This is a genomic window from Pedobacter sp. HDW13, assembly GCF_011303555.1.
Taxonomy (GTDB): domain Bacteria; phylum Bacteroidota; class Bacteroidia; order Sphingobacteriales; family Sphingobacteriaceae; genus Pedobacter.
The window spans coordinates 5,360,238-5,377,826 of record NZ_CP049868.1 but is presented as its reverse complement, the minus strand read 5'-3'; the positions used below and the strand labels follow the sequence as shown (position 1 = coordinate 5,377,826).

General features: G+C 39.5%; 14 protein-coding genes. 7 read left to right on the top strand and 7 right to left on the bottom strand.

Going from position 1 to position 17,589, the window contains the following annotated elements; translation table 11 throughout:
* Nucleotides 1-5 precede the first annotated feature (5 nt).
* Entirely contained in the window at nucleotides 6-3,116 is a 3,111-nt protein-coding gene (locus G7074_RS22380; protein ID WP_124560321.1) for a SusC/RagA family TonB-linked outer membrane protein, read from the bottom strand.
* A gap of 559 nt (nucleotides 3,117-3,675) precedes the next feature.
* Here G7074_RS22380 and G7074_RS22375 point away from each other — a divergent pair.
* Together G7074_RS22375 and ruvB are read left to right on the top strand one after the other, a co-directional pair.
* On the top strand, nucleotides 3,676-4,569 hold the full coding sequence (locus G7074_RS22375) for a 3-hydroxyacyl-CoA dehydrogenase family protein (RefSeq protein WP_166212626.1): 894 nt from the start codon (nucleotides 3,676-3,678) through the stop codon (nucleotides 4,567-4,569).
* Between the two features lie 31 nt (nucleotides 4,570-4,600).
* The gene (ruvB, locus tag G7074_RS22370; protein ID WP_124560322.1) at nucleotides 4,601-5,623 is read left to right on the top strand and encodes a Holliday junction branch migration DNA helicase RuvB; all 1,023 of its coding nucleotides are present in this window, start codon (nucleotides 4,601-4,603) and stop codon (nucleotides 5,621-5,623) included.
* A gap of 134 nt (nucleotides 5,624-5,757) precedes the next feature.
* On the opposite strand, the gene G7074_RS22365 is transcribed toward ruvB, so the two are convergent.
* A complete protein-coding gene (locus G7074_RS22365) occupies nucleotides 5,758-6,189 on the bottom strand; it encodes a GxxExxY protein (RefSeq protein ID WP_240916383.1) in 432 nt (143 codons plus the stop codon).
* Nucleotides 6,190-6,390: 201 nt separating this feature from the next.
* On the opposite strand from G7074_RS22365, the gene G7074_RS22360 reads away from it, so the two are divergent.
* Nucleotides 6,391-7,899 (top strand): bifunctional GNAT family N-acetyltransferase/carbon-nitrogen hydrolase family protein, encoded by a 1,509-nt coding sequence (locus G7074_RS22360; protein ID WP_124560323.1) that lies wholly within the window; start codon nucleotides 6,391-6,393, stop codon nucleotides 7,897-7,899.
* 58 nt (nucleotides 7,900-7,957) lie between these two features.
* On the opposite strand, the gene G7074_RS22355 is transcribed toward G7074_RS22360, so the two are convergent.
* On the bottom strand, nucleotides 7,958-8,164 hold the full coding sequence (locus tag G7074_RS22355; protein ID WP_124560324.1) for a hypothetical protein: 207 nt from the start codon (nucleotides 8,162-8,164) through the stop codon (nucleotides 7,958-7,960).
* 136 nt (nucleotides 8,165-8,300) lie between these two features.
* Here G7074_RS22355 and queG point away from each other — a divergent pair, with 136 nt between their 5' ends.
* Both queG and G7074_RS22345 read left to right on the top strand, forming a co-directional pair.
* Entirely contained in the window at nucleotides 8,301-9,236 is a 936-nt protein-coding gene (gene queG / locus G7074_RS22350) for a tRNA epoxyqueuosine(34) reductase QueG (RefSeq protein WP_124560325.1), read from the top strand.
* Nucleotides 9,237-10,088, top strand: a complete 852-nt coding sequence (locus tag G7074_RS22345) for a hypothetical protein (RefSeq protein WP_124560326.1) — start codon at nucleotides 9,237-9,239, stop codon at nucleotides 10,086-10,088. It abuts the gene before it with no gap.
* On the opposite strand, the gene G7074_RS22340 is transcribed toward G7074_RS22345, so the two are convergent.
* The 3 genes from G7074_RS22340 to G7074_RS22330 form a co-directional block, all read right to left on the bottom strand.
* Entirely contained in the window at nucleotides 10,085-11,944 is a 1,860-nt protein-coding gene (locus G7074_RS22340) for a M1 family metallopeptidase (RefSeq protein WP_124560327.1), read from the bottom strand. The genes G7074_RS22345 and G7074_RS22340 overlap by 4 nt on opposite strands.
* Before the next feature lie 164 nt (nucleotides 11,945-12,108).
* Nucleotides 12,109-12,390, bottom strand: coding sequence for a GxxExxY protein (locus tag G7074_RS22335; protein ID WP_199748343.1), 282 nt, complete (start codon nucleotides 12,388-12,390; stop codon nucleotides 12,109-12,111).
* 43 nt (nucleotides 12,391-12,433) lie between these two features.
* The gene (locus tag G7074_RS22330) at nucleotides 12,434-13,387 is read right to left on the bottom strand and encodes a 3'-5' exonuclease (RefSeq protein ID WP_124560328.1); all 954 of its coding nucleotides are present in this window, start codon (nucleotides 13,385-13,387) and stop codon (nucleotides 12,434-12,436) included.
* A 184-nt stretch (nucleotides 13,388-13,571) separates the two neighbouring features.
* Between G7074_RS22330 and G7074_RS22325 the strand changes: the two genes are divergently transcribed.
* Nucleotides 13,572-15,539, top strand: a complete 1,968-nt coding sequence (locus tag G7074_RS22325; protein WP_166211455.1) for a DUF3857 domain-containing protein — start codon at nucleotides 13,572-13,574, stop codon at nucleotides 15,537-15,539.
* A gap of 6 nt (nucleotides 15,540-15,545) precedes the next feature.
* Entirely contained in the window at nucleotides 15,546-17,453 is a 1,908-nt protein-coding gene (locus G7074_RS22320) for a DUF3857 domain-containing transglutaminase family protein (protein WP_124560330.1), read from the top strand.
* Here the strand turns inward: G7074_RS22320 and G7074_RS27710 are convergent.
* Nucleotides 17,437-17,559, bottom strand: coding sequence for a hypothetical protein (locus G7074_RS27710; protein WP_255420107.1), 123 nt, complete (start codon nucleotides 17,557-17,559; stop codon nucleotides 17,437-17,439). The genes G7074_RS22320 and G7074_RS27710 overlap by 17 nt on opposite strands.
* Nucleotides 17,560-17,589 lie beyond the last annotated feature (30 nt).

Here is a 17,589-nt window from a genome sequence, read left to right as displayed (position 1 = left end):
TGTCATTAGAAAGTTAATGATATAGTACCTCCATAATATCTGGTTGGAGGGGTTTGCGAAAGTGAAGTAATCCCTACTGCATTGCTGTCTGCACCGTTATTGCTGTAATCAGGATCAGCGTATTCGTTCGATTTTGGCATCCAGATAAATAAATTTCTGCCTTGTGCACTAATTGTAGCCGATTTGATAAACTTTATATTCCGCAATACCGACGATGGCAGTTTATAAGATAGTGCCAGTTCACGCAGTTTCCAGTAATTTCCCGAATACACATAGTTGTTGGTTACGCTCGAATACAAACTGCTGCTAGTCCAGAAACCTGCACCGCCATCAGAAACAGTAATGCTATTGTTGGCTACATAGGTGCCTGTTGTACTGTCGTAATAAGAAGAATTAGGGAATACAAATTTCTCTCTATTGTAATAAGCGCTACGGGCAGAAGAGCCTGAAAAATCGTAAGTAGAACCTGCTGAGCTATACTGGACGTAGTTTGAGCGGTATTCGAAGAGACCTGAGAATGTCAATCCTTTATAGCTTAACTGAAAATCAAGTCCCAATCTATTCTTCGGAATGGTGTTTCCTAAAATGTTACCTTCAGTTTTACCAACAGGATAACCTGTATTTTTGTCAACCACTACCCTGCCTTCCGGATCGCGGATATAATCGGAACCGATAATTACCGGATAAATCTGGCCCACCTGACCAAAAATGGTTGAACTGTTGCTTACGCCAATGCGGGTTAAATCGTTAGATAATGACACCAATTTATTGTTATTGTAGGTATAATTGCCGCCAAGGGTTAGCTTCCAGTCGCCTTTTCTGATTGGCGTAAAATGTAATGCTGTTTCCAAACCTTCGTTGGTTAATTCGCCGGTGTTAAGCAAATAATAGCTGTAACCGGTCGTAATAGGTACGCCGGCCACAATAGCTTGTCCGGTAGAACTGGTATTGTAATAAGTTACCGAACCTTCAACCAAACCTTTAAACAACCTGAAATCTACACCACCTTCGTAACCTGTGGTAATTTCGGGTTTAAGGTTGTTCGAAACCAGGGTGTTGTTAGGTGTATAACCAGTTCCATAACCATAACCGGTTTGCGAATCGAATGTAGACTCGAGCGAATAAGCACCACCGTTGGTACTATTGCCCACGTTAACGTTACCTACTTTTGAAATACCCGCCCTGATTTTCATGTAATCGATTACCTTGCTGTTTTTTAAGAAAGCAAAAGCATCAGTTGGGATAAATGACACATCGGCTGCAGGGTAAAAGAATGATCTGTTAGCTGGTGCCAGTACCGAAACCCAGTCGTTTCTGCCCGTTAAGTGTAAAAACAGATATTTTTTATAACCAATGGTTGCATCGGCCCACACGCCGTACTGACGGGTATTGTAATTCGATTCATCGGCCGAAGGCGTTCCGGTAATGTTACCCAAGTTATACAAATCGGTAACCTGTAAACCACTACCCGAAGCATTGAGGTATTTGTAGTTGTAGCTTTTTAAAGAGGTACCCACCAATGCATTGATCGAGAAATCTTTGATATCTTTCTTGATATTGGCAAAAAAGTCGGTACTGAAGTTGCTGGTACTTAACATCTGATCAGACACGCCACTGCTTTCGTTGGTTTTTGCCGAATGATCGAGCGTGTACTGGGTGTAAGTAAAACCAGTTGTGCTGTTCTTATTCTTGTAGTAGCGGTTGCTGATAGCTGCCCTGTAGGTAAAATCTAACCAATCAGTAGCCTTATACTTTAATTCTAACAAACCAGTTAAATACTCATTCTGCGTTTTCTGTCTGTAATTATCGATAGCCCAATACGGATTTTCATAATAGTCGTTATAATAATAATCCGGACTTCCCCAGCCCGAAGTATTTTGCCAGTCTTTGTAGCTCAATAATGGAATCTGACCAGGCGTATTCAATAAATTGTTATAAATCGTAGAAGTTGCACTGGTAATATCATATTTATTCTGGGTGTAGCTTGCATTGTAATTGGCTGTGAAATTTTTGCTGAAATTTCTTGACCCGTTGTATCTCAAAGCAATACGGGTATATTCATCTTTCGGTGTAGTACCTGATCCGTTAAGATATTGTGCAGACAAATAGGTTGATGATTTCTCATCAGCTGCAGAAATGGAAAAGTCGGTCTGGTTAGAAACACCAGTATCCCAGAAATCATATTTATCATCTGTGGCCGAATAGGTAGCGTACTGTTGTGTGCCGTTTTCGAGCACGCGCCCGATAGGTTTTAAAGTACCATCAAATGCTGGCCCGTATTGCTGGTTCTCAATCGGATCGTAAACCTGAGCACCAGAAGTAGAACCTGAACCAAAGCTGTTTTGCAAAAGCGGATAAAAACTAACCTGCTCAAGCACCGTTGTATTTGAAAGCTTAATTACTGGCGTTCCCTGTTTACCTTTTTTGGTGGTAATAATAAGGGCTCCGTTCGAAGCATCAGAACCATATAGCGCAGCACCGCTGGCACCATTTAAAACGGTAATATCGTCTACATCATCCGGGTTTAGATTGCCAAGCAAAGCATTGGGCACTACCGCACCATCCAATACAATCAGCGCCTGGTTATTGCCCGTAATAGAGCGGTTTCCCCTCAATACCAAACGATAGCTCGGATTAACGCCACTGCCTACAGCATTAATCTGCAATCCGGCTACTTTCCCTGCCAAACCACCGGCAATAGTAGGCGATTTACCTGCGGTAAGCGATTCGCCATCTACACGTGTAGATGCATAACCCTGCTCGCGTGCGGCCCGTTTTATACCTCCGGCAGCCACTACTACTTCATCCAGACTGTTTACATCCGATTCGAGTACGACATCGATATTTCTGGCATTTACATTTTGTTCTCTTGTTTTATAGCCAATAAACGTATACACCAGACTGTGTACACCCGAAGGCACCTTGATGGTATAAGTGCCATTGGCCCCGGTAGTTACCCCGTTGTTTGCTCCTTTTACCTTAACACTTACCCCGGGCAGCGGCAATCCGTCTTCTTTTGCCGATACCATTCCTGTTACCGTTCTTTCCTGAGCTGAGGCCTTCATCCCCAGCAAAACAATAAAGAACAACAAAAACTTTAGTAGTTTTCTTTTCATTTACATTTTAGTTTAATAAGTTAATAATGTGTTTTTGAAGAATTAACCACAACAAGTACCGCAACAGAACCGTATGCTCTGTATCAATTGAAACCTGTTAAATGATTAGTTACTTTTTCATTGTTACCGGAAATTGAAGGGAGATCCGGTCCATCACGAATAATTGTAGCGAATAATAATTCAGCCACTAATAAAGAAGTTTGAAAATAACTAAGCTTTTAAGAAACGATAAATTATGTTTATGTATCGATAAGTCGTTTTAACATTGTTAAATGACATTTTTTAACATAATTTTTCAATTATTTTATTAATACAATAAGAATTAAACACCAAAACAGTATTAAAAACAGCAAATCTCAACAAAGCAACAAAACCCAATCTGCAACACATCAAACATTCGTCAATTTTCAAGTAAATCATTAAAATCGTCCAAATCCCGAAACAATTAAGAATAATAAACTGCATAATTATGTCCTAATTCTTCTCTGTGAATATATCTGGCAGGCATGATAGAAGTCAGATACAAATAAGTAAATTCGTCCATTAATCTGTTAAAATGATGAAACAAATCGCAGTAATAGGATCGGGTACAATGGGAAATGGTATTGCCCATACCTTTGCACAATTCGGATACCCGGTAAACCTCATTGACATTAACCAAACAGCCTTAGATAAAGCGCTTGATACCATTGGCAAAAACCTCGACAGGCAGGTAAGTAAAGGCACGCTGACAGCTGATCAGAAAGCCGGAACGCTTCAAAATATTCAGACTTTCACCAGTTTAAAGGATGGTGTTCAGCATGCAGATTTAGTAGTAGAAGCAGCTACCGAAAACGTAGACCTGAAACTCAATATTTTTAAAGAACTTGATCAATACGCACCTGCGCAAGCTATCCTGGCTTCTAATACCTCCTCCATTTCCATTACCCAAATTGCTGCGGTAACTAGTCGGGGCGATAAAGTAATTGGTATGCACTTTATGAACCCCGTTCCGGTGATGAAGTTGGTAGAGGTGATTCGCGGTTATGCCACCAGTGATGAAACAACCGAAACGATCATGGAGCTATCTGAAAATTTAGCTAAAGTTCCGGTTGAAGTAAACGATTATCCCGGCTTTGTAGCAAACCGCATTTTAATGCCGATGATTAATGAAGCCATTTACACGCTTTATGAAGGTGTAGCGGGTGTTTACGAAATTGATACCGTAATGAAACTGGGCATGGCACACCCAATGGGTCCCTTGCAACTTGCTGATTTTATTGGCTTGGACGTTTGTTTGGCCATATTAAAAGTGCTGTTCGATGGTTTCGGAAATCCTAAATATGCACCTTGTCCTTTATTGGTAAACATGGTAGCTGCTGGTAAAAAAGGTGTTAAAACAGGCGAAGGCTTTTATACCTATACTGCAGGTTCAAAAGATTTGGTGGTAGCAGCTAAATTTAAAAAATCCTAATTTTTTTAGCATTTAATTTTATATTTGTGGAATGAATGAGCATCTAGATCCAAATGCAGATCACTTAACCCCTACCGATCGTGATATTGAGCGGGTGTTAAGACCACAGGCATTCGAAGATTTTACCGGGCAGGAAAAAGTGATGGAAAACCTGAAAATTTTTGTTCAGGCGGCAAAACTTCGTGGAGAAGCTTTGGATCATGTGCTGTTGCACGGTCCTCCGGGATTGGGTAAAACTACACTATCTCATATCATTGCCAACGAAATGGCAACCGGCATTAAAGTGACCTCCGGACCAGTATTGGATAAACCAGGCGATTTAGCTGGCTTGTTAACTGGTTTAGATGAAGGTGATATTTTGTTTATAGATGAGATTCACCGCTTATCACCTTTGGTTGAAGAGTATCTGTACTCTGCCATGGAAGATTTTAAGATCGACATTATGCTCGAAACTGGTCCTAACGCCCGTTCAGTGCAAATTTCGCTTAATCCCTTTACTTTGGTTGGCGCTACTACCCGCTCGGGTTTGTTAACTGCACCTTTACGTGCACGTTTTGGAATTAATGCGAGGTTGGCTTATTATGATGCTAAATTATTAACTACTATTGTACTGCGTTCATCCGAAATCTTGAAAACACCAATTAGTGATGAAGGCGCTTATGAAATTGCCCGACGTAGCCGTGGTACACCCCGTATTGCGAATGCACTTTTACGCAGAACCCGCGATTTTGCCCAGATTAAAGGAAATGGCACCATCGATCCAGAAATTGCACGCTATGCTTTAGATGCTTTAAACGTTGATGAACACGGTCTGGATGAAATGGATAACCGTATCCTGACCACCATTATCGATAAATTTAAAGGCGGCCCGGTGGGCTTAAAAACCATTGCCACAGCTGTTGGTGAAGATGAAGGTACTATTGAGGAGGTTTACGAACCGTTTTTAATACAGGAAGGTTACATCATGCGTACTTCGCGCGGCCGCGAGACTACCGAAGCAGCTTATAAACACTTGAACAGGAATTATCCCGGGCAAAGCGGGAGGTTGTTTTAAGCAATTAATATTTCTCGCAGATTTAAAACGATTAAACCGCAAATCATACAGATTAAATTACCAGGCATTGATCAATTAAATCTGCGTGCCTTATCTGTTAAATTTGCGGGAAAATAAAAATGCAGCGCATTTTGTCAATATAATCCATACGCTTTCCGAAAAATATTATCAGCAATGTTATCTGTATTAAAGTTGACCAGTAAGCCTAATTTATATCCTGATAACTTTAAATAAGTAAGTAGCTGTTTGTGGTGTACATTCAAAATAAATTCAACAGATTTAATTTCAACAACCACCTTTTTTTCTATTACGAGATCAAGTTTGTATCCAACATCCACTGTAATTTCTTCATAATACATGGGTAATGAAACTTGTCTTTGTACAAATAATCCAGCCTTTTCAATTTCATATTGTAATGCCACTTCATAAGCTGATTCGAGCAAACCAGGACCAAGTGCATTATAAACATTGAAAATGCTGCCACGCACGATATAAGATATTTCATTTTCAGTCATACTAAACTTAATCATTTCTTCTAAAAATTTAGCTATCCATTTATTATTCAATCCGACATCGGTAAACGTCATTCCCGTGCAAACGGGAATCACGAAATGCTCAGCGAAGCTAATCTTAATGCAATGCATTTAGAATTCAATACTCCTTTCGGTGTCAATCATAATTTCTCATATCATTTCATTGCAGAAATTTAACATCTTTCTGAACATTTATAGCCTTTCGGTGTTCATTAGATACAAATCAAACAAGTCATGAATATCGAAATACGTAAACTAACGCTCGAGGATTACGCCGATCTTAAAGAATCTATGCTTCAGGCCTACGATAGCATGGGTGGATCCATTTGGCCCAAATCAAGCATCGCCAAACTTTTAAATCTTTTCCCAGAAGGACAACTCTGTATTGCCGTTGATGAAAAGGTGGTAGCCTGTTCACTTTCCATTATTGTAGATTATGATGAATACGGCGATCGCCATACTTACAAGTTAATTACCGGCGATTACTCTTTTTCTACACACGATCCAAATGGTGACACATTATACGGTATCGAAATTTTTGTACACCCCGAATACCGCGGTTTACGGCTAGGCCGGAGGTTATACGAAGCCAGGAAAGAACTCTGCGAAAGTTTAAATCTGAAAAGCATCATTGCTGGTGGTAGAATCCCCGGTTACCATACCTACGCTGAAACTTTAACGCCGAGACAATACATAGACAAGGTAAAAGCCAAGGAGATTTACGATCCAACACTAACATTTCAGATTTCTAATGATTTTCACGTTAGAAAAGTGCTGAAGAATTACCTGCCAGGCGATAAGGAATCGAAAGAATATGCTACGCTAATTGAATGGAACAACATTTACTACCAGGGAGTTGATGCTTCGGCCCGCTCGGCCATGACTATCCGTTTGGGGTTGATACAGTGGCAAATGCGCCTGTTTCCTGACATGGATTCGTTTTACGAGCAGGTAGAATTTTTTGTTGATGCAGTAAGCGGATACAAATCAGATTTCATCATGTTTCCGGAGTTGTTTAACACACCTTTGTTGCAACCTTACAACCACCTGCCCGAAATTGAAGCCATGCGCAAGCTGGCCGAAAAAACAGAAGAAATTGTACAGAAAATGCACGAGTATGCATTGAGCTATAATGTAAATATCATTACCGGCAGTATGCCGCTACTTGATAATGGCAAGCTTTATAATGCCACTTACCTTTGCCATCGCACCGGAAAAATCGACGAATACCGCAAAATTCACATCACGCCAAACGAACAGAAGTATTACGGTATGATTGGTGGCGACAAAGTGCAGGTTTTTGATACCGATTGTGGTAAAGTGGGGATCCTGATCTGTTATGATGTCGAATTTCCGGAATTGAGCCGCATTTATGCTGACCAGGGCATGCAGATATTATTTGTTCCTTTTTTAACCGATACGCAGAATGGTTACACACGGGTTCGCCATTGCGCGCAGGCACGTGCCATCGAAAATGAATGTTATGTCGCTATAGCTGGTTGTGTGGGCAATTTACCCAAGGTAAACAACATGGATATTCAGTTTGCACAGTCGGCTGTTTTCACGCCATCAGACTTTGCCTTTCCTACCAATGCCATTAAGGCCGAAGCCACTCCCAATACAGAAATGGTTTTAGTGGTTGATGTAGACTTGCATTTGCTCGATGAGCTTCACCATTACGGCACAGTAAAGGTGCTGAAAGATAGAAGAACCGACCTTTATCGGGTTAACCTGTTAAAATAGCATAAAAAATGCCGGTTGCTGTGAGGTAACCGGCATTTAATCTAACTATAAAAGTCGATTATTTTCGCATGGCGAACCATACAATTAAAGCTATGATAATCAGTATGGGTAAAACCCATTTCAAGGCTTGCCCTGCCCCATTTACATCTTTCTCTGTAACTGCTGGCTTTGCTGGCCCTGGGTTATCTTTATGGCTTTCGTAATCTTTTTCTATAGGTCTGTGTGCTCCTCCAGTTTCCGTATGTTTTGGATCTATATTTTCCATGATATTAAACGTTAAATGTGTGCCTAGTTGGTCAAATTCGGGTTCTTGAAAAACTACATGCTATTTTTTACTTTCTGTATTTAGAACAAGCGATTAGTAAAAATGTTTTAATGCTAAGCCTTATCTTTGCAAACTGGTGTACAACAATTCTGCAAAATATAGTCAACTGATAAAAGATGAAGCGCTTCGTTTGGGCTTTCTGTCTTGCGGTATTGCCAAAGCAGAATTTCTGGAGGAAGAAGCGCCGCGCCTGGAGAAATGGTTGAATCAGAACCACCATGGCGAAATGAAGTATATGGAAAACTACTTCGATAAGCGACTCGACCCAAGGCTATTGGTTGACGGTGCAAAATCGGTGATTTCACTTTCGTTAAACTATTATACAAACGAAACACAAAGTGACCCAAATGCACCAAAAATCTCTAAATACGCTTACGGACAAGATTACCATACCGTAATAAAAGATAAACTTAAAGAACTTACCCATTTTATAGAAACAAACATTGGCGAAGTTTCGGGAAGGGCCTTTGTAGATTCGGCACCGGTTTTAGACCGCGCCTGGGCAAAAAAATCGGGCATTGGCTGGATTGGTAAAAATTCGAACCTGATTAGTAAAAACAACGGTTCCTTTTTCTTTCTGGCTGAGTTAATTATCGATCTGGAATTAAATTATGATCACCCTTACCAGGCCGATTACTGTGGTAGCTGCACACGTTGTTTAGATGCCTGCCCAACCGATGCGATTATTGCTCCACAGGTTGTTGATGGTACCAAATGTATTTCTTACCTAACCATTGAGCTTAAAAACGAGATCCCTGACGAATTTAAAGACAAGATGAGCAACTGGATGTTTGGCTGCGACATTTGTCAGGACGTTTGCCCCTGGAACCGCTTTTCGAAAGTACATAATGAAACGGCTTTTAAACCCGAAAATGGCTTACTGGATTTGAATGCCAAAGACCTGACCGAAATAACTGACGAAGTTTTTAAAAAGGTTTTCAAAGGCTCGGCAGTTAAACGTACTAAGTTTGCCGGGTTAAAACGGAATATTGATTTTTTAAAGCCGGAATAAATGAAAGGTTTGCTCACTGTTTTATTATTCATTACAACTATCTCCTTTGTAAGCGCTCAGGAACTCAAACTCTCCAAAAGAAAACCAAATGCACTAACAGGCAAAGCATTTGCACTTAGTATCAGCGATAGCAGTCTCAGCTTAGTGAATCGTGAAAAAATCATATTCCGGGAAATTAAAAAAGGTAACATCCCTGATTTCTTAAGAAAACTGGTGCCTATTGACACACAGTGGACTAATCAGGGAAGTAATCAGACTTATCAGATTCGTTATTATGTGCTCCCTGATTATTTTGCCATAGGCAGTAACGACGATTACTTCTATGTTCCGATGACATCCATATTGGCTCAAAAAGTCGCAAAGCTTACCAAATGCGTACTTCCCACCAAAACCATTGTCGATCATATTTATATCAAGGCTACGATAAAACTAAAACCGCAACCTATACCACCAACCAGGGCAATGACCACCTCACCGGTTTTTATAGCCCATACCGATTCTATACAACAACAGCTTAAAAGCTTGTTTCCTGATAACCAACTGGGAAGCCTGACTGCCGGAGATAAAAAAGACATTATCATTTCGAATAAAATTTACGGAGAAACAACACCAAGAGTAGTAATTTATGGCTGGCACAAACCAGATGGCAAAGCCATACAGCCGGTTTATAATAAGCATAGCAATACCTGGGTCGATTATAGTCACGGGCTGAGGTTAATTCAGATTAAAATTTACATCAACAATAAAAAAGCCTCCCTTAAAAAAGCTTTAAGAGAGGCTGAAATTTGTGATGCTTTTAGTGATGAAGGCCCGATTAACAAGCCGTATTATCCGATGTTCAAATCTTACTAGTTTACCGAGAAACTATTATCGCTTTTAACCTTATCGGGTACATGCGCGCTTCCCATTACGACTTTGGATAGTTTTTTAGCTGTTTTAATTTCAATTTTCACCTGCTGATCACCTTTTTCCCAAACCCCAATGGTATTGTGGTGCTTTTCGGTAGTACCATCAGCATAAGTTAAAGTTAAATCGATAGGTAAAGGTTTAATGCTTTTGTTTTCAATAGTAACTGTATAACCATTGCTGTTTTTATTTACCGCTTTTATGGCCATATCGGTTACACCACTTTCAAAAAACCAGGCTTTCCAAAACCAGTTTAAGTTTTTGCCGCTACCTTCGTTCATGCTGTTGAAGAAATCATATGGCATAGGGTGTTTACCGTTCCAGTTTCTGATATAGGTATGTAAAGCTTTAATAAACAATTCATCGCCCAGGTAATCTTTAACAAACAAATAAGCCAAACCCGGTTTAGGATACGAATTGGTAAAGGTACCCGATCCTTTTAAATCAGGTGTTAAGGTCATAATCGGACTATCGTCTTTACCGCCAGAAGTAGATGCCGTTGGCTGCACGCCATACTCATCTACAATTGTCGAATCAATCATTGGCGAAATAAGCCACTCTCCTATGGTTGCCCAACCTTCGTCCATCCAGCCATACTTGGTTTCGTTAATACCCATGTAAAACGGAAACATGGTATGGAAAATTTCGTGGTCGGTTAGTGTAATGGCATCCGTGCGGTTATCAACCGGGTTATCGTTTACCATCATCGGGTATTCCATCTGGTCTAAACCATCAAAAATGGTTTCGTGGTTGTATGGGAAAGGCCATTTCGGAAAAGTATAACTCATCGATTCGACGGTTTTACGCGCAAAATCAATCACTTCATAATAATCTTTGTGCTTCGGATTAAAAACAGCATCCACACGGGTACGTCGTTTAGTTTTAGGGTCTACCACCAAACTGCTCGATTTCCAAAGATAATGATCGCTCAAAGCGAACACAAAATCGGTTACATTTTTGGCTTCAAACTTAAAAGTATTAAATGTATTGGGCTGGGTTACTTTCTTATCAGCCAGATCTTTATCTGTAATCACATCAATTACAGCATCATTCTTCTCAGCCGACAACATTCTGGCAACGATATCTTTTTGAAAAACCTCGTTTGGATTTTTCAAATCGCCGGTAGCCCAAACCCCGTAACCACCGGGTACAGTAATGGCAGCATTAAACTGGTCGAAGTCGTTGTAAAACTCTTCGGCACCGGTATAAGGAAATTTGTTCCAGCCGTCTACATCGTCGTAAACCGCAATACGCGGAAAGAAATACGCCACAAAATGCGATCCTTCATCTACCTGACCTGTACGCATATGCGAACCCTTATTTAAAGTATAATTATAGTCAACACTAAAGCTTATGGTCTTACCTGGCAACACTGCTGGCACGTCGACCGTCATGTTGGTACCATCGATTTTGAAGCCGGTAATGGTTTTTCCATTGGCAGCCAGCTTATCAATCGTTACACCTTCGCCTAAATCAGACTCTGAGAATTTAGCTTTCCTTGATGTGCCTTTTTTGTAAAGGTTAGGGTAAAGCTTAAACCAGATTTCCTTTAAGGTATCGCGGCTATTGTTCGTATAAACAACCTGTATTTTACCTTTTAACAAGCGGCTTACCGGATTAAAATCTACCTGAATATCATACTTTGATGAATTTTGCCAGTAGTGTTTACCAGGCTTACCGCTGGTACTCCGGGTTTCTTTCTGATAGCTTTGCTGAAATACCGGCTCAATTGGTAATTGCGTTTGCGCATTGGCGCATATTGCTGAGCACAGTAAGAAGCCTAATAATTTGATACACTTCATTGTTTTATATTTAACCACAGATAGACACAGATTAACACAGATGCTTATTTATAACAGCTTGTCAAATTAAAAAGTAACTAATAGCCATTTAAGATTCTTTTAATTTCTACCCTGGGTTTTCCAACGTTTATTAATAACCCGCACCTCCTATCACAGGCTGAAAGTTAGTTCATCAGCTGTGCCTGATGAATTTCGTTTAATTCTTTTATAGCCTTAATTTCTACAATAATTTCCTCTTCCACAATCAGGTCAGCGAAGTACTCACCTACAATTTGGTTATCGTAAAAACTGGTAATCACTTTTGTTTTAACCGAGAAGCCACATTTTGATAACTCTAAGAACATTGCATTTTCGTAAACTTTTTCCAAAAAGCCAGAACCAAGAGTATTCGAAACTGCGTATGCAGCTCCAATTATTTTTTCTGTTATGGAATTAAGTCTATCCAAATTAAATATCCGTGTTTATCCTTTTTATCTGTGGTTAAAAGACCTATTTCCCAAACTTCATTTTCAGCTGCTCCAACATATCGTTGTTAAGGGGCTGGGCAGGCTTTTCTGGTTTTGGCTGGGGCTTTTTTTGAAATTGTGGTTTATTGACTGGTGCACTATTTTGAGGTCTGGGAGCTTTACCTTCGTTCTTCTTAGCGTTAAACTTCGCCCACTCTTCATCAAGCTTCTTTTTGGTGTACAACGGAAAATCGCCTTGTTTCATCCAGGCATAGTAGCTGGGCTCTACAGCAAACACCTGTGCAGTTGTTTTGCCTTTATGTTTACCAAAATTGAAGCATACTTCATCATTGTCGTTGTAAACCATTCTACCAGCAAAATCTACCGGTTTATTGATATTGGTAAAAACATGAAGAGCATCTACATCATTTACTACCGGGATACTCTTTACGCCTTGTTTGTTTTCAAACTCAGTTTCCTTGTACATTTCTAACTGTCCTAACAATACTTTGTAAGTGGCAATTACATCGGCCTCTGCAGCATGTGCATTAACTAAATCTTCCTGACAGTAAAATTTATAAGCCGCTTTTAATGTACGTTGTTCCATCTGGTGGAATATATTTTGTACATCGACAAATTTGCGGTTGTTCATATCAAAATCAACCTCTGCTCTTAAAAACTCTTCCAATAGCATAGGGATATCAAATTTATTGGAATTATACCCAGCCAGATCGCTATCGCCAATAAAGCCGGCAATTTCTACAGCCAAAGCTTTAAATGTAGGTTCATTTGCAATATCCTCATCGTAAATGCCATGAATTAAGGAAGTTTGTAAAGGGATAGGCATTTCGGGGTTTACACGCCAGGTTTTAACAGTTTCAGAACCATCTGGCATTGCTTTTAAAATTGCAATTTCTACAATTCTATCAGCTCCAACATTTATTCCAGTAGCTTCTAAATCAAAAAATGCTAAGGGGCGCTTTAAATTTAATTTCATTTCTTTTGATGTGAGATTAGCGACATTAGATTTGGGATCGGCATGTCAAATTCTTTTTTCCAAAAATGCTAAAAAGGTTTCATTAGTTCTATAAAACCACTTTATTAATTTATAAATTTAATTTTCAAATTATTTTAGATTCTTAATTGCTACTCCTAAATTGCGCCAATTTATATACGCTCTAATGAAGAATATATCCACCCTGATTTTCCTGTTTTTTTTATCGTTAAGTACTTACGCTCAAAACTTTACTTACGGGGCTGTTACCCACGATGATTATCAATTCGATAGAAAAACACTCGACAGTAACGCCAACGCAATCGTTTTAAAAGAATTTGGTACCGCATCTATACAGCTCGACGACAATACGCATAGCCTTGTACTGGTTTTTGAGCACCATGTAAAAATGAAAATCTACAATAAAGAGGGTTTTAAAGAAGCCAATATTGTGATTCCAATGTATAAGGATGACAGCCGCGAAGAAACCATCAGCGATTTAAAGGCCTCGACCTTTAACTTAATCGATAACAACTTCGTTGAAACCGTAATGGAGAGAAAAGCTGTTTTTACCGAAAACCGATCTAAATATACCCGCTTAACCAAATTTACCCTTCCCAATTTGAAAGAAGGCTCGGTAATAGAATACAGTTACATTTTAAAATCGCCAAACCTTTTCAATTTTAAAACCTGGGAGTTTCAGGGCGATATCCCTAAAGTAAATAGCGAATACCTGGTTTATATTCCCGGAATTTATAACTATAACGTTTCGTTACGCGGTTTTCAAAAACTTACCGATCAAAAAGTAGAGCTGAGCAAAGAATGCCTGCGCTTATCCGGTGCCGCTATTGATTGTTCAAAAATCACCTACCTCATGAAAAACATTCCTGCTTTTATTGAGGAAGATAACATGACGGCTCCGAGTAATTTTAAATCTGCTATTTATTTTGAGCTTTCCGATGTACAGAATTTAAACGGAGGCAAAACTTCTTATACCAAAACCTGGAAAGATATCGATCACGAGCTATCAACCGATAAATCGTTGGGTTCTCAAATGAAAAGGAAGGATCTTTTTAAAGACCTCATTCCAGTAATTACCAAAGGCACAACAGACGAGCTCGAAAAAGCAAAAGCTGTTTTTAATTATATCAAAAAACAAATTAAATGGGATAATTATTACGGAAAATACTCGGCCGATAACATTAAAAAGGCACTCGAAACACGTTCGGGCAACGTAGCAGATATCAACCTGAGTTTAATTGCAGCGCTTTCTGCCGCTGATTTAGATGCCGAAGCCGTTATTCTTTCTACGCGCGATAACGGAACGGTAAATAAACTTTACCCGGTAATGAGCGATTTTAACTATCTGGTTGCCAAAGTAAATATTGGCGATAAAAGTTATCTGCTGGATGCTACTGAGCCACTTTTACCATTCGGACTATTACCATTAAGGTGCATTAACGATCAGGGCCGTGTAATTAACCTCAAAAAACCTTCGTACTGGATCGATTTAAAAGCGAGCATGAAATCGGTTACCAATTATATCCTTTCGGGAAAAATGACTACCGATGGCAAAATTGTAGGCACGCTTACTACCCATTCAATGGGCTACTCTGCCTTCAATAAAAGACGCGATATTTTACGTTACACATCGCCGGATGAATATGTAGAAAAACTGGATGAACGCTTAACGCGGATTAAAATACTGGAACACCAGATTTCGAACCTGGACAGTGTAGAAAACATGTTAACAGAAAAATATGAGGTTGAGTTTACCATAAACGATGGTTCTAATCAGAACCAGTTTTACTTTAGTCCATTTTTTATCAATCCGGTTTCTAAAAATCCTTTCAACTTAAATGAACGTACTTATCCTGTTGATTTGGGTGCCGGATCGGACGAGCGCATTACCATGAATATTACTTTACCGGCCAAATACCAGTTACTGGAAAAACCAAAAGACATGGCTATTGCCTTACCAAATAATGGCGGCAGGTACTTATTGCAAAGCAAATTAGAAGAAGACAACATTAGCTTAAGCCAGATTTTTCAGTTTAACAATGCCATTTACCAGCCAGATGAATATCTTTTCCTGAAAGAGTTTTACAGCAGAATTATCCAGAACCAAAAGACTGAATTTTTATTAAAGAAGTAACCTAAAATGAGAACTTTACTTACCTTTTCGCTTTTACTACTAACTTCTTTTACTGGTTTTTCCCAGGATAACTATGATTCTGATCTTGTTCCGGCCAATTTACGTAACCGGGCCAATGCCTGCATCCGAAACGATGAAACCACCATCGATATGCGCTCGCCAGATAATGTGATCATGAGCGTTAAAAAGGCCATAACTGTTTTTAATGAGAATGGTGAAGATGAAGCACGTTTGGTAGTCTTTTATGATAAGAACATCTCTATAAAAAGCATAAAAGGCGAAGTTTACAATGCTGTAGGTAAGTTAACCAACAAGTTTACTCAGAACGATTTTATAGACGCCAGTGCCGCTGATGGCTTTTCGCTTTTTGTAGATAGCCGCGTGAAACATTATTTGCCATCAGTAAGTCAGTACCCTTACACTGTGGTTTACAATTATGAAATCAGGAATAAACAAAACCTGCTTATCCCCGACTGGACACCCAAGCCTGCCAACGATGTTTCGGTAGAAAAAAGCAGCTACACTTTTATTAGCAAACCTACCGATCAAATAAGGATAAAAACACAAAACTATAGTGGCTCACCTGAGGTGATAACAGATGAAAAGCAAAAGAAAACCACCTGGAAAATAAGCAATGTTTTAGCAGTAAGAACCGAACCTTATAGTCCTGATCCCGAAACTTACCGCACCAGCATTCAAATTGCACCACAAGAGTTTTACTATTATGGCCACAAAGGCAATTATACCAGCTGGCAAGACCTTGGCAAGTGGATTTATGATGATTTGTTAAATACCCGCACAGCATTACCGCCAGCTACCCTACAAATGATAAAAGACCTGGTAAGAGCTGAAAAAACAGATAAAGATAAAGCCCGTAAAATTTACCAGTACCTGCAGGAAAAGACAAGGTATATTAGCGTACAGATTGGTATTGGAGGTTTTCAACCTATTGCAGCCAGCGAAGTAGACCGTTTGGGTTATGGCGATTGTAAAGCACTGGTTAATTATATGCAAAGTTTGTTAAAAGCCGCCAACATTGATTCGTATTATTGCGTAGTAGAAGCCGGATCGGAAAAGAAAAGCCTTAATCCGAATTATGCGAGTATGGCTCAGGGCAATCACATCATTTTATGTATGCCCCTAAAAGGCGATACCACCTGGCTCGAATGCACCAGTCAGAAAATACCATTTGGCTTTTTAAGCGATTTTACTGATGACAGGTTGGTGCTTGCCTGTACCGCAGATGGTGGCAAATTATTGCATACCCCAAAGTTAACCACAGCCGAAAACCAGCAAATCAGAACAGCTAACCTTACTATAGAAAGCAACGGAAGTGTTTCCGGTAAAATGAATACCATTTATTCAGGCGCGCAATATGATAACCAGGAATCGCTGATTGGCAAATCGGTAACAGAGCAACATAAACTACTAAAAGAAGCCTACAATATCGATAACATAGATTTTGATGCCGTTGTTTTGGCACAAAAGAAAGATGCCGATCCAAAATTAACAGAAGAAGTGAGCCTTAACATCAGAAATTATGCACCAATAAACGGGGATAAGATGTTTTTGCAGCTCAATGCCTTTAACATTAAAAAATCGGCACCCGAAATCAGGAACAGAACCCTGCCTGTTTATATTAACCGTGGTTATACTGATGAAGACACAATTATTTATACACTACCCGATGGCATTAATACAAGCTTAATAGCAGCGCATGATAAAAGCTTTAAGAGTGTTTTTGGTCAATACACCAGTAAAACCAGTATTAGCGGCAATAAACTTACTTACTACCGTAAATTTGTGTTAAACGATGGCACTTTTCCGGCAGCGCAGTACGAAGAATTTTCGAAGTTTATTAATGATGTAAATGGAGCCGATTACCTCAAACTGGCACTTAGCTTAAAAAAATAATCCCAAGTGCAATACCGATAATCATGATCAGGTACATTAAGATTTCGGTAGAAGCAAATCTTTTGTATTTGGTCCAGAAAGAATAATCGTTTTCTTGGTTTGGCATGAGTTATAATTATGCGGCAAAAATAGGGAA